Origin of the sequence: Nocardioides phosphati (genome assembly GCF_014646375.1) — a bacterium.
GTDB classification, from domain to species: domain Bacteria; phylum Actinomycetota; class Actinomycetes; order Propionibacteriales; family Nocardioidaceae; genus Nocardioides; species Nocardioides phosphati.
Map to the genome: position 1 here is coordinate 158,823 of NZ_BMNI01000005.1, position 12,292 is coordinate 171,114.

Annotated in this window: 14 protein-coding genes and 1 tRNA gene; 12 read left to right on the forward strand and 3 right to left on the reverse strand. The window is 73.0% G+C overall.

Going from position 1 to position 12,292, the window contains the following annotated elements; genetic code table 11:
* Position 1: 1 nt before the first annotated feature.
* Complete coding sequence (locus IEX47_RS11730) at positions 2–787, forward strand: ABC transporter permease (protein ID WP_188784190.1); 786 nt, start codon at positions 2–4, stop codon at positions 785–787.
* Positions 784–1,839, forward strand: coding sequence for a sulfate/molybdate ABC transporter ATP-binding protein (locus IEX47_RS11735; RefSeq protein WP_188784191.1), 1,056 nt, complete (start codon positions 784–786; stop codon positions 1,837–1,839). Before IEX47_RS11730 ends, IEX47_RS11735 begins: the two co-directional genes overlap by 4 nt.
* 6 nt (positions 1,840–1,845) lie before the next feature.
* Here IEX47_RS11735 and IEX47_RS11740 read toward each other — a convergent pair whose 3' ends face one another.
* A complete protein-coding gene (locus IEX47_RS11740) occupies positions 1,846–2,478 on the reverse strand; it encodes a TetR/AcrR family transcriptional regulator (RefSeq protein ID WP_188784192.1) in 633 nt (210 codons plus the stop codon).
* 47 nt (positions 2,479–2,525) lie between these two features.
* Between IEX47_RS11740 and IEX47_RS11745 the strand changes: the two genes are divergently transcribed.
* From IEX47_RS11745 to IEX47_RS11760, 4 genes are read left to right on the forward strand one after another with little or no spacing between them, the layout of a single operon-like run.
* Positions 2,526–2,747, forward strand: a complete 222-nt coding sequence (locus IEX47_RS11745) for a hypothetical protein (RefSeq protein ID WP_188784193.1) — start codon at positions 2,526–2,528, stop codon at positions 2,745–2,747.
* A gap of 1 nt (position 2,748) precedes the next feature.
* On the forward strand, positions 2,749–3,051 hold the full coding sequence (locus tag IEX47_RS11750; RefSeq protein WP_188784194.1) for a hypothetical protein: 303 nt from the start codon (positions 2,749–2,751) through the stop codon (positions 3,049–3,051).
* Between the two features lie 54 nt (positions 3,052–3,105).
* Positions 3,106–3,516: a hypothetical protein gene (locus tag IEX47_RS11755; RefSeq protein WP_188784195.1), complete on the forward strand. Its 411-nt coding sequence runs from the start codon at positions 3,106–3,108 to the stop codon at positions 3,514–3,516.
* 57 nt (positions 3,517–3,573) lie between these two features.
* Positions 3,574–4,011: a hypothetical protein gene (locus IEX47_RS11760; protein WP_188784196.1), complete on the forward strand. Its 438-nt coding sequence runs from the start codon at positions 3,574–3,576 to the stop codon at positions 4,009–4,011.
* Positions 4,012–4,059: 48 nt separating this feature from the next.
* Here the strand turns inward: IEX47_RS11760 and IEX47_RS11765 are convergent.
* Positions 4,060–4,135: transfer RNA gene (locus IEX47_RS11765), tRNA-Thr, on the reverse strand.
* Positions 4,136–4,212: 77 nt separating this feature from the next.
* On the opposite strand from IEX47_RS11765, the gene IEX47_RS11770 reads away from it, so the two are divergent.
* Positions 4,213–4,824, forward strand: coding sequence for a hypothetical protein (locus IEX47_RS11770; protein ID WP_188784197.1), 612 nt, complete (start codon positions 4,213–4,215; stop codon positions 4,822–4,824).
* On the opposite strand, the gene IEX47_RS11775 is transcribed toward IEX47_RS11770, so the two are convergent.
* Complete coding sequence (locus tag IEX47_RS11775) at positions 4,821–5,492, reverse strand: hypothetical protein (RefSeq protein WP_188784198.1); 672 nt, start codon at positions 5,490–5,492, stop codon at positions 4,821–4,823. The two genes, IEX47_RS11770 and IEX47_RS11775, sit on opposite strands and share 4 nt — an antisense overlap.
* 148 nt (positions 5,493–5,640) lie before the next feature.
* Between IEX47_RS11775 and IEX47_RS11780 the strand changes: the two genes are divergently transcribed.
* The 5 genes from IEX47_RS11780 to IEX47_RS11800 all read left to right on the forward strand — a co-directional run bounded on the left by IEX47_RS11780 (position 5,641) and on the right by IEX47_RS11800 (position 12,254).
* Complete coding sequence (locus IEX47_RS11780) at positions 5,641–6,744, forward strand: thiamine ABC transporter substrate-binding protein (protein WP_188784199.1); 1,104 nt, start codon at positions 5,641–5,643, stop codon at positions 6,742–6,744.
* Positions 6,720–8,381 (forward strand): ABC transporter permease, encoded by a 1,662-nt coding sequence (locus IEX47_RS11785; RefSeq protein WP_229662830.1) that lies wholly within the window; start codon positions 6,720–6,722, stop codon positions 8,379–8,381. Before IEX47_RS11780 ends, IEX47_RS11785 begins: the two co-directional genes overlap by 25 nt.
* A gap of 1 nt (position 8,382) precedes the next feature.
* Complete coding sequence (locus IEX47_RS11790) at positions 8,383–9,447, forward strand: ABC transporter ATP-binding protein (protein ID WP_229662831.1); 1,065 nt, start codon at positions 8,383–8,385, stop codon at positions 9,445–9,447.
* A gap of 5 nt (positions 9,448–9,452) precedes the next feature.
* Positions 9,453–10,505, forward strand: coding sequence for a phosphatase PAP2 family protein (locus tag IEX47_RS11795; RefSeq protein ID WP_229662832.1), 1,053 nt, complete (start codon positions 9,453–9,455; stop codon positions 10,503–10,505).
* Positions 10,506–10,961: 456 nt separating this feature from the next.
* Positions 10,962–12,254 carry a C40 family peptidase gene (locus tag IEX47_RS11800; RefSeq protein WP_188784200.1) on the forward strand — a complete coding sequence of 431 codons (1,293 nt, stop codon included), beginning with the start codon at positions 10,962–10,964 and terminating at the stop codon, positions 12,252–12,254.
* Positions 12,255–12,292: the final 38 nt, after the last annotated feature.

Below are 12,292 nucleotides of genomic sequence, written 5' to 3' on the forward strand. Positions count from 1 at the left end.
CGTGCGCGCGGGCGAGCCGGCGCTGCCGCGGTGGGCATGGCTGCCGGCCGCTGGCGGGGCGGTGCTGGTGCTGCTGCCGCTGGCGGCGCTGGTGGCGGAGGTGCCCTGGCGCGACTTCGCCGGCCTCGTGACGAGCGACTCCGCCCGGGTGGCGCTCGGGCTCAGCCTCCGGACCGCCGTGGCCAGCACCGTCCTCTGCGTCCTGCTCGGTACGCCGATGGCGCTCGTGCTCGCGCGCTCGTCGTTCCGCGGCCTGCCGCTGCTGCGTGCCGCGGTGCTGCTGCCGCTCGTGCTGCCGCCGGTCGTCGCCGGCATCGCGCTGCTGGCGACGTTCGGCCGTCGGGGGCTCCTCGGCCACGTACTTGAGGTGGCCGGCGTGCAGGTGGCGTTCTCGACCCTGGCGGTCGTGCTGGCGCAGACCTTCGTGGCGCTGCCGTTCCTCGTCACGAGCCTCGAGGGCGCGCTGCGCACGGCCGGCCGGCGCTACGAGACCGTGGCCGCGTCCCTGGGGGCCTCGCCGACCCGCGTGCTGCTGCGCGTGACGCTCCCGCTCGTCCTGCCCGGCCTCTTCTCGGGTGCGGTGCTCGCCTTCGCGCGGGCGCTCGGGGAGTTCGGCGCGACGATCACCTTCGCCGGTAGCCTCCAGGGCGTCACCCGCACGCTGCCGCTCGAGATCTACCTCCAGCGCGAGGTCGACCCCGACGCCGCGGTGGCGCTCTCCGTGCTGCTGATGGCCGTCGCGGTCGTCGTCATCGTCGTCGCCCGCCGCGACCGGAGCGGGCTGTGACTGCGCGTCCCGTCCGCAGCGAGGCCGTCCTCGTCGAGGCGAACGTCGCGGCGCGCGACGTCGCCCTCGCGCTGCGCATCGAGCCGGGGGAGACGGTGGCGCTGCTGGGTCCCAACGGCTCCGGCAAGTCGACGTTGCTCGGGGTGATCGCCGGCACGCTCCGTGACGACTCCTCGCGCGTGGCCGTCGGCGAGCGTGCCCTCACTGGTGCGACGACCTGGGTGGCGCCGCACGAGCGGGGCATCGGGCTCCTTGCGCAGGACCCGCTGCTCTTCCCGCACCTCTCCGTCCTCGCCAACGTCGGCTTCGGGCCGCGCTCCGAGGGCGCGCGCCGGGCCGCGGCCGCCGAGGCTGCGCGGACGTGGCTCGCCCGCGTCGGTTGCACCGACCTCGCCGCCCGCAAGCCCGCCCAGCTCTCCGGCGGCCAGGCCCAGCGCGTCGCCCTGGCTCGCGCGCTCGCGGCCGAGCCCGCGGTCCTCCTGCTCGACGAGCCGCTGGCGGCGCTCGACGTCGACACCCGCCCGGCCATGCGTCAGCTGCTGCGGGAGGTGCTCCGCGACCGCACCGCGGTGATCGCCATCCACGACGTGCTCGACGCGCTGCTCCTCGCCGACCGCGTCGTCGTGCTCGAGAGCGGCCGCGTCGTCGAGGACGGTCCCACCGCGGAGGTCCTGACCCGCCCGCGCTCCGCCTTCGCCGCGCGAGTCGCCGGGCTGAACCTGCTCGCCGGGCGGTGGGCGTCCGGCGTACTGGTGGGGGAGCGGAGTGTCGCGGGCCGGTCCCACGACGGGCTGGTCGAGGGCGGGGAGGCGGTGGCGGCGTTCCGGCCGTCGGCGGTCTCGGTCTACCGGCGGGCCCCCGACGGGTCGCCGCGCAACGCGTGGCCGGTCACCGTCGACGCGCTCGAGCCGCAGGGCGACCAGGTCCGGGTGCGCGCGGGCGACCTCAGTGCCCTCGTCACGCCGCAGGCGGTCGCCGAGCTGGACCTGGCGCCCGGTGCGCCGGCGGTCTTCGTGGTGAAGGCGGCCGAGGTCGAGCTCTACCCGCGCTGACCCGGGTCAGGGCTTGCGGCTCTGCCGCACCACCCCGGTCACGAGCGCCTGCACGGTGCTCGCGAGACGGTCCACGTCGACCTGGTCGGGGTTGTTGACCAGCAGCCGGCCGAACTCCTCGGCCGTGGCGACGAGCGCACGGGACAGGATCGCCGGGTCGGCGCGGTCGTCCGGCACGTACGCGCTGATCAGCGAGGCGAGCTGGGTCCGGAGGAGCGAGCGCGCTGCCTCGATCCGGGCGGCGAGGGGGCCGGGCATGGCGCTGCTGCCGGCCAGGATCAGCTGCCACGTGACCGGCTCCCGGCGTACGGCGCGGGCCCAGGAGCGCGTGATGCGCGCGGCGAGCGACGCCGGGTCGCCGAGGATCGCGAGGGGGAGCGCGGACATCAGCTGCCCGAGCGCCTTCGCCTCCTCGCGCTCGACCAGGGCCTCGAGCAGCGCCGGGAGCGTCGCGAACGCCCCGTAGAGGACGGGCTTGGTCACCCCGGCCTCGTGGGCGATGGCCTGGGCGGTCAGCGCGTCGTAGCCGTCACGCGCCACGACGCGCAGCGCCGCGTCGAGCAGTTCCGTACGCCGCTGCTCGAGCGGCATGCGGGCGGCGTACGGCCGGCGCTTGCGCGGGGCGTCCTGACGTGTCATCGGAGGGAGGCTAGCGTGCTCATCATTACTACCGTAGGGTAGTAATCATGAAGACCGACTCCCGGACCGAGAGCGCGACCGACGACGAGATCGTCTCGACCCGCGCCGCCACCCTCCTGGCGCTGGGCGCCCTGGCGTACGTCGTCGCCGGCGCGTTCTGGATGGACGCGCACCGCACCGGGCCGACCAGCACGCTCACGCTGGAGAGCGTCGTCCAGTTCCTGTGGGCGGTGTTCTCGTGGCCGCTCGACGTGATCGGGCTGGTCTGACATGGCGCTGAATCCCGTCGCCGACCTGCTCAAGAGCGCGAACCGGACGCTCCGTGGAGCCGATGACATGCTCGGTCAGGTCGACCAGACCCTCGGGTCGGTGGACGGTCGCCTCGACCAGGTCAACGGGTTGCTGGGCTCCGTCGACGGACTCCTCGGGCGGACCGAGGAGACGCTGCGGAGCGTGCAGGGCCTGCTGGAGGTGCTCGAGCAGCGACTCGAGCTGCTCGACGCCGTCCCCGCCATGCAGGCACAGCTCGGCGCGATCCATCGCGCCGTGGGGTCCGCGGACGAAGCGGTCTGATCCCGCCCGGTGATTCTCCTGCGGTGGTGATGCCGCGAGCGGGATGCTGGCGCCATGAAGCGGATCCTCGTCGTGGTCGCGGCGCTCCTGGTGCTCCTCGCGGGCGCGGTCTTCGGCGGAGCCCTCTTCCTCGCGAACGGCGTGCCGCTGCCGATCGCCTTCCGCACCTGGACCGTGACGTCGATGACCGGCTTCGGGGCGGACAACGTGGCGGAGGGGCACCTCCGCTTCATCGATGGTGACCTCAAGCTGGACGACGGCGTCAACCAGATGACCCTCGACATCCGCTGGGAGCACGACGGCTTCACCGTGGTCCGCACCAAGGCCACGACGACGGCCGCGGCGATCGGGCCGCACAGCCACCTCGCCGAGCTCGCCGACCCGGGCGGGCACGTCGACGTGACGCTCCGGGGCCACCGCCTGACGCTCACGAACGGCGCGAAGGTCGTCGTCGCCGAGCGCTGACCGGTCGGCAACGGCCCCCGGCTTGATCGCAGGCGCCCCGAGGTTCATCCTCGTGCCATGCGTCTTCTCGGCCTGGTCCCGCTCGTCTTCGTGCTCGCCGCCTGCGGTGGCAGCAACGAGGCCGCGCCGACGCCGAGCGCGACCACGGCCGTCACGCCCGACTCCGACCTGGCCAAGGCGGCCGAGGGGCTCGCCAACCAGAGCGACTCGCCGTCGCCCAGTGGCATGCCGACCGCACCGATGGTGCCGAGCGGCGAGGCGCAGATGACGATCAGCGCCAAGCCGAGCAAGTACGACGTGAAGGCGCCGCTCGACGACAGGTCCGACGACTGCGACCACATCTGGCAGCCGCGCAACATGCTGCCGTCGCCGTACAACGGGTGCATGGACGGCCAGAAGCTGATCGCGGCCGAGGGCAAGCAGGGCGACAGCGGCATCTACTACCGCTACAACAGGCTCTGCGGCCGCGAGGGGCACCTGATCACAGCCTGCTGAGCCCGTCAGAATGCACGAAGCCCCGTCCGTGTGGACGGGGCTTCGTCGTGGAGCCACCTGTCAGATTCGAACTGACGACCTGCTCATTACGAGTGAGCTGCTCTACCAGCTGAGCTAAGGCGGCGCCGCTGCCCGAAAGCAACGACCGGAAGTATACGGACGACGACGCGTCGTGGCGAAACGGGGGCTACGCTCGCGCTCGTGCCCTCCGCCGTACGCCGTCCCGTCGCCCGTCCTGCCGCCATCGCGGCCGTCCTGGGCGTGCTCGCGCTGGCCGGGTGCGGTGGGGGCAGCGAGAGCCCGGCCGAGGTCGTGAGCCCCTCGCCGGTCGACCAGACGCCAACGGCGAGGATCGAGCTGACGCGCGGCATCCACAAGGAGAACGACCCGGGCGGCAAGGTCGCCCCGCTGGTCAGCTCCCCCGCCGCCACGTGCCTCGCCGACCACCTGCTGAAGAGCTTCGGCATCGACGGCCTCAAGAACATCGGCGTCCTCACCCCCAACGCGATCTACCGCAGCGCGCCGCGCTCGATCCCGGCCGAGCAGGCCGAGAAGTGGATCGCGGCGTTCGAGGCCTGCCTCGACCTCGACGACTACATGCTCGGCATTGCGCGCGCCGGCGTACGCATGGAGGCGCCGGCGTACGGCGAGCGCGACGCCGCATGGGCGAAGGCCCGCACCTGCCTCGACCAGGCCCCGGGTGCCTCGCACGCGGTGATGCTCGGCGAGCTCACCGCGAAGCCGCGGACGGACGGGCCGACCGCGGCGTTCGCGGAGTGCGTGAAGATCGCCTACCCGAAGGCTCACCCCTAGAGCGAGGGAGTGTCCGGCTCCTCCTCGTCGAAGTGCGGGTCGGCGAGGAGGTACTGCGTGAGCCGCCCCTGGTGCTCACGGTCGTGGTGCCGGACCGGCTCGGGTGCCATGCGGCCCTCGGCCATGTCCCAGAAGCGGTCGACCCGCAGTGCCACCTCGCGGGCGAGCCGTCCACGGACCCCCTGGTGCGGCACGAAGGGATGCGGACGGGTCGGCGCGTGGAGCTCGGCGCGGTAGAGCTTGTCGGTCCAGTCCGGGTCGCCCTCCTCGCGCCTCTGGTCGAGGTCGCGGCAGAGCTCCGCCTCGAGCGTGCGCGTGGCCTCCAGCTCGATCCGGGCGTCATCCCAGACGGAGCTCCACGTCCGCCCGATCGCGTACGTCGAGCCGTACAGGCGCGCCTTCACCTGGGCCATGGCGGCCTCGAGGCGGCGCACCTGGGCGATGAAGGCGTGGCCGCGGGCGGCGCCGTCGGGTAGCCGCTTGCGTGCCGCGGGCACGAGGACGGCCGTCGCCGCGTTGACGTGCCGGCTGGCGCTGGCGAGGAAGGTGTCGGTGACCGGGTAGCGCGACCTGGGGTCGTTGCGCTCGGGGTCGGTCGAGGCGGCCTGTTCGAGCCGCTCCATGAGGACGTCGTAGGTAGCGCGGGTTCCTGCTGTGAGTGTGTCCACCGGGATCATCTCCACTGAGTACGGGAGGGCTCGTGCGGTGGGCCCGCCCTCCTTCCAGCATGCGCCGCCCGGGCCGCCCCCTCAAGGCCGGCACGGCGCTGTCGGAGACCAGCGATAGCCTGTGCCGACACCTCGTGAAGGAGCCTCCATGCCCCGCCTTGCCCGCCGCCTCACGCTGAGCAGCTGCGCCGTCCTGACCGTCACCAGCCTGGTCCTCTCGGGCTGCAGCCTGGCCGGCAAGGAGAAGAACCCGCAGGGCACCGGCACCGAGTCGGTCCCGACGGGCGCGCCGACCCCGGGCTCGACCGTCACGCTCGTGACGCACGGCGACTTCGCGCTCCCCGACGAGGTGCTCGCGAAGTTCGAGAGCGACACCGGCCTCAAGCTCAAGGTCCGCAAGGTCGAGGACGGCCTGCCCACCCAGCTCGCGCTGACCAAGGACCACCCGCTCGGCGACGTCGCGTACGGCGTCGACAACGGGTCGGCGGCGTTCGACCTGCAGCAGGGGGTGTTCGCCGACTACCAGGCCGAGCTGCCCGACGGCGCGTCGGCGTACCTCCTCAAGGGCGCGGCCGACAAGAAGATGCTGACCCCGATCGACCACGGCGCGGTCTGCGTCAACGTCGACCTCACCTGGTTCCAGCAGCACAAGGTGGAGCCGCCGGAGACCCTCGAGGACCTCACCCTGCCGAAGTACAAGGACATCCTGGCCCTTCCCGGCGCGACCGGCTCCACGACCGGCCTGCTCTTCCTGCTCGCCACGATGGACCAGTTCGGCGACAAGTGGCCCGACTACTGGAGCCGCCTGGTCGCCAACGGCGCCGACATCACCAAGGAGTGGAGCGACGCCTACGAGGGCGACTTCACGGCCGGCGGTGGCAGCGGCAAGCGGCCGATGGTCGTCTCCTACGACACCTCGCCGGCGTTCACCGTCGACAAGGCGACGGGCGAGTCGACGACCGCCGCGCTCCTCGACACCTGCATCCAGCAGGTCGAGTACGCCGGGGTCCTGGCCAACGCCGACAACCCCGCCGGCGCCCGCGAGCTGGTCGACTTCCTCGTCTCGCCCGAGGTCCAGGCCGCGCTGCCCGACAGCATGTACATGTTCCCCGTCGCGACCGGCACCCCGCTTCCCGACGCGTGGGCGCGCCACGCCCACCAGCCGAGCCGCGTCTACACCTTCGACGCCGACGAGCTGGCGGAGCACCGCCAGGAGTGGCTCGCCGAGTGGCGCGACGTCACCACGCGCTGACCCCGCGCCCGCGGGTGGGCCGGTCGCTCGCCCTCCTCGGGCTCGCGGCGGGCCCGCTGCTGGTCCTGGGCGTCTTCTTCCTGCTGCCGGTCAGCGGGATGCTCGGGCTCGGCCTGTGGCCCGACGGCTCGTTCGACGCCTCCGGTGCGCTCGCGGTGCTCCACCACGAGCGCACCCTGCGGGTGCTCTGGTTCACCGTCTGGTCGGCCGCCGCCGGCACGGCGCTCACGCTCCTGCTCGGCCTCCCGGCGGCGTACGTCGCGTATCGGCTGCGCTTCCCCGGGCGGCGGCTGCTGCGGCTCGTGCTCGTGCTGCCGTTCGTGCTGCCGACGGTCGTCGTCGGCCTGACCTTCGACAACCTGCTCGCCGACGGCGGGGTCCTCGGCGGGCTGGGGCTCCACGACAGCCCGCTGGCGATCATCGCGGCGCTGGTCTTCTTCAACCTGGCCGTCGTCGTCCGCACGGTCGGGCCGGCCTGGGAGAGCCTCGACCCCCGGCCCGCGGAGGCTGCGGCTGCGCTCGGGGCCGGGCCGCTGCGGGTGCTGCGTGACGTCACCTTCCCGGCGCTGCGCGGCTCCGTCGTCTCGGCGGCGAGCGTCGTCTTCCTCTTCTGTGCCACGGCGTTCGGTCTGGTGCTCGTGCTCGGCGGGCTGCGCTACGCCACCGTCGAGACCGAGATCTACCTGCTGACGACCGAGCTCTTCGACCTGCGCGGCGCCGCGGCGCTCTCGCTGCTGCAGCTCCTCGTCGTGGTCGTGCTGCTCGCGCTCGCCCATCGCGCGCGGGCCCACGCCGGCCCGGTCGACCGGCGGCCCGTCACCCCCCGGCGGCCGCGGCCGGCCGATGTGCCGGCGTTCGCGCTGGTGGGTGCCGCCGTCGCGCTGATCGTCGTGCCGCTCGCGGCGCTCGTGGCGGGCGCGCTCCGCTCCGACGGCCACTGGTCCCTCGCCAACGTCCGTGCACTGCGCACCGTGGGCGACGGACAGATCGCGGTCACGACGGCGCTGCGCAACTCGGTGCTGACCGCCCTCGACGCGACGTGGCTCGCGGTCGGTCTCGGGCTGGCGATCGCCCTGCTCGTCACCCGCCGCTCGCACGGCCCCGTCGAACGCCGGATGCGCGCCGTGCTCGACGGCCTCTTCATGCTGCCGCTCGGGGTCTCGGCGGTGACCCTCGGCTTCGGCTTCCTCGTGACGCTCGACGAGCCGCCGCTGGACCTGCGCACCTCGCCGCTCCTCGTCCCGATCGCGCAGGCGCTGGTCGCGCTGCCCCTCGTCGTCCGCACGCTCGTGCCGGTCCTCGCCGGAATCGACGACCGCCAGCGCCAGGCGGCCGCCTCGCTCGGCGCCGGGCCGCTGCGGGTGCTGGCCACGATCGACGTCGCCGTCGTCTGGAAGCCCCTGCTCGCCGCCGCCGGCTTCGCCTTCGCGGTGTCGCTGGGGGAGTTCGGCGCCACCTCGTTCCTGGTCCGCGAGGACGCCCCGACCCTCCCGGTCCTCATCTACCGCCTGCTCAGCCATCCCGGCGCCCACCACTACGGCATCGCGCTGGCCGCCTCGCTGGTGCTCGCCGGGCTGACCGCGCTGGTGCTCCTCCTGGTCGAGCGGCTGCGCGTTCCGGGCGTGGGAGGCTTCTGAGGTGCTCGTGCTCTCCCACGTCATGGTCGCCTACCCGGGTGCCGAGCGGCCCGCGCTCGACGACGTCTCGCTCACCCTCCAGCCGGGGGAGGTGCTCGCCGTGCTCGGCCCGTCGGGCTGCGGCAAGTCGACCCTCCTGCGCGCGGTCGCCGGCCTGGAGCCGCTCGCGGCCGGGGCGATCACGTGGGACGGCCGCGACCTCGCCGGCGTGCCGACGTACCGGAGGGGCTTCGCGCTGCTCTTCCAGGACGGCCAGCTCTTCGCCCACCGCACGGTCGGCGACAACGTGGCCTACCCCCTCCGCCTCCGTCGTACGCCGAGGCGCGCGCGCCGCGCGCGGGTGGCCGAGCTGCTCGAGCTGGTCGGCCTGACCGGCTACGCCGACCGCTCACCGGCGACGCTCTCGGGCGGCGAGCGACAGCGCGTGGCGCTGGCCCGGGCGCTCGCGACCTCGCCGCGGCTGCTGCTGCTCGACGAGCCGCTGTCCGCCCTCGACCTGACCCTGCGCGAGCGCCTCGCCGCCGACCTCCGCGCGATCCTGCGGGAGGCCGGCACCACCGCGCTCTTCGTGACGCACGACCACGAGGAGGCGTTCGCCGTCGCCGACCGGATGGCGCTGCTGCGTGCCGGTCGGCTGGTGCAGCAGGGCACGCTCGACGAGGTGTGGCGCCAACCCGCTGACGCCGAGGCGGCAGCGTTCCTCGGCTACGCGACGGTGCTGACGGGGGAGCCGGCCGCCCGGGTGCTCGCCACGCTGCCTGCCCCGAGCGCGCTCGCCGATGCCTTCGGGGCGGGCGCCGACGACGGTGCGGTCGCGCTGCGGCGCTCTGCGCTGCGGGTCGCGGCCGACGGACCGCTCCGCGGGCGGGTGCTGGAGGCGCGGCTCACGCCCGAGACGCTCCGCCTCCGGGTCGACGTCGAGGGGGTGGGCGTGCTCGACGCGGTGGCGTCGGGCGGACTCGCCGACGCGCCGGCCGTGGGTGCGTCCGTCAGGCTCGTGGCCGACCCCTCGCGCCTCGCCGTGCTGCCTGTCACGTTGGAAACGCCCGTCGAGTCCCTAGACTGACGTCCGTGCATCGCCGGGCCTACGTACTCCTCATCGGCGTCGCGACGATGATGGGTGCCCTGGCCCTGGTCACCGCCGCGTCGCTCGACAAGAAGCTTGTCGACCCCGACGGCTTCCTCGGCCCTTCGTGGCTGCGGCTGCCGCTGCTCGTCGGTGGCGCGCTCCTCCTCGACATGGTGCCGCGCGTCGTCTGGGGCTCGCGGATGCACCCGGCGCAGATGTGGCCGATCGTGCGCGACCGCTGGGTGAGCCACTGGAACCGCGAGCGCCTGACCCTCGTGCTCCTCGGGCTGATCTGCTTCTACGTCACCTACGTGTCCTACCGGAACCTCAAGTCGTTCCTGCCCGAGGTGATGGGCACCGAGCGTGACTACGACCGCACGCTGCACCAGATCGACCGCTTCATCTTCTTCGGCCACGAGCCCGCGATCGTGCTCCACGACATCCTCGGCACGGGTCCGATCGCGTACTTCCTGTCCTACATCTACCTGTGGTTCCTGCCGCTGGTGCCGCTCGCCCTCGCCGCCTGGCTCGTCTGGTCGCGCAACATCAGCTTCGGCTACTGGTTCGCGACCTCGCAGGTGCTGGCGTGGACGCTGGGCACCGCGTCGTACTACCTGGTGCCGTCGGTCGGCCCCGGCTTCGAGTACTCCTGGCTCTACCAGGACCTCGACAACACCCCGGCCAGCCAGCTGATGAACAGCCTGTGGAACGGCCGTGACGCCGTCCTGAACTGGACGACGACGCCGGACGCGGTGCAGTCCGTGGCAGCGTTCGCCTCGCTCCACTGCGCGATCACCCTGCTGGTCGCGCTGATGGTGCAGTACACGATCAAGACCCGCTGGGTGCACTGGGTCTTCTGGACCAACTTCGGCATCACGGTCGTCGCGACGCTCTACTTCGGCTGGCACTACGTCTCCGACGACATCGCCGGCGTCGTGATCGCGTTCCTCTCCTTCTACCTGGGCGGCCTCGCCTCCGGGCAGAAGTTCGACCGCCACGGCCTCTCCTCGCACCCCACCACGACCTCCTCGATCGTCCCCGTCGACGACGACTGAGCCTCGCCGCTCGTCCCCTCCACCTCTACGCCGTAGGACCTGGTCGATCGCGACCAGGTCCTTCGTCGTTGTCCGCCCTCTCCCGGTCGCCGAGGCGGCACATGTTGCGTGCCGAGGCGGCACATGTGGTGTCCAGTCGCGCTCAAGATCTGCCATTTCGGCACGCAGCTTGTGACGTTTCGCCACGCCAGAGGTGCCGTCTCGTGCGGTCTCGACACCCGACTTGTCTGAATGACACGCGTGTAGTTCGAGAATTACATCCATGTAAGAGTCAAGCCGACACGCCGATGAATCTGAGAAAATTCGACAGAACTGTTGTCTTTTGTGACTACTGATCACTAGCGTGCTCGTCGTGCCCGGTGTGGTGGGGAAGCCATCCGGGCCGGGCCCCGGCGGTGGGGAAGCCGCCGGGGCCAAGCTCCCCACCTCGGGGTGGGGCCGACGAGGGGAAGAAACGTGCGCAGGACGATCTCCGGGCGCCCGCTGGCGATGGCAGCGGTCGCTGCCGTAGCCCTCGGCGGGCTCTCGCTGCCCGCCTGGGCCGATCCGAACGACCCCGGCAATGCGCCCAGCCAGCAGCAGGTCGACGCTGCACGAGCGGCTGCCGACGCCAAGGCCCACACGGTCCGGGGCGTCCAGACCCGCCTCGACGCCGCCAACGCCCGCCTCGAGTCCGCCGAGATGCGCGCGAGCATGGCCGCCGAGGCAGCCAACGGCGCGATCTACCACCTCCAGCTCGCCCAGGCCGCAGCCGCCAAGGCGGACGCAGCCGAGGCGAAGGCCAAGCGGGTGCTGCGCACCCACAAGGCGGCGTACACCGACCTCGTCGCGCGCACCTACGAGCAGCAGCCGCAGCTCCAGGCCATCAACGCGATGACGACGCAGGCCCGCCCCCGGGCGATGTTCTCGTCCGCGAGCACGACCTACCAGCTGACCCGGGCGATGGACGACATCGAGACCGGCTACCGCGACGCGGCCGCCAAGGCCGGTGCCGCCGCCGACACGGCCGACAAGGCCCGTGCGCACGCTGCCTCCCTTGCCGCGCAGGCCACGGCCGCCCGCCAGCAGGCGCAGGCCAGCGCGGACAACGCTGCCGCCGAGGCCGACCGCGTCGCGCAGCAGAAGAAGAAGCTCGTCGGCGAGCTCGCCCACCTCCAGCACATCTCCGTCGAGCTCGCGTCCCAGCGCCAGGCTGCCCTCGAGGAGCAGCGTCGCCGCGCCGCCGCGGCTGCGGCCAGGGCACGCGCCGAGGCCGAGGCCCGCGCGGCGGCCCGTGCTGCCGCGCAGAAGGCGGCCGCCGACAAGGCCGCCGCCGCGGCCGCCGCCCAGCAGGGTGGCAGCGCTCCGGCCCCCGCCCCGGCTCCCGCGCCCGCCCCGCCGGTCTCGTCCGGCGGCGTCGAGGCCGTCATCTCCTACGCCAAGGCCCAGCTCGGCGAGTGGTACCTCTGGGGTGCCGCCGGCCCGGACCGCTGGGACTGCTCGGGCCTCACGATGATGGCCTTCCGTCAGGCCGGCATCTACCTGCCGCACTTCTCCGGCGCGCAGTACGACGCCGGTACGCCGATCCCGGTCTCCTCCGCCCGGCGTGGCGACCTGCTCTTCTGGTCGAGCAACGGCGCCCCGTCCGGCATCCACCACGTCGCGATCTACCTCGGCGGTGGCCAGGTCATCGAGGCGCCGCACGCCGGCGCCCAGGTGCGGATCCGGTCGATGGACTACTGGTACCCGGACTTCGCCGTCCGCCTCTGAGGCAGGCGCGCGGACCAGCACGCACCGACAGGGGCCCG

Coding starts and splice junctions, on each gene's coding strand:
- IEX47_RS11755 (WP_188784195.1), top strand. CDS start 3,106: ATGAAGCGGATCCTCGTCGTGGTCGCGGCGCTCCTGGTGCTCCTCGCG.
- IEX47_RS11760 (WP_188784196.1), top strand. CDS start 3,574: ATGCGTCTTCTCGGCCTGGTCCCGCTCGTCTTCGTGCTCGCCGCCTGC.
- IEX47_RS11740 (WP_188784192.1), bottom strand. CDS start 2,478: ATGACACGTCAGGACGCCCCGCGCAAGCGCCGGCCGTACGCCGCCCGC.
- IEX47_RS11780 (WP_188784199.1), top strand. CDS start 5,641: ATGCCCCGCCTTGCCCGCCGCCTCACGCTGAGCAGCTGCGCCGTCCTG.
- IEX47_RS11745 (WP_188784193.1), top strand. CDS start 2,526: ATGAAGACCGACTCCCGGACCGAGAGCGCGACCGACGACGAGATCGTC.
- IEX47_RS11750 (WP_188784194.1), top strand. CDS start 2,749: ATGGCGCTGAATCCCGTCGCCGACCTGCTCAAGAGCGCGAACCGGACG.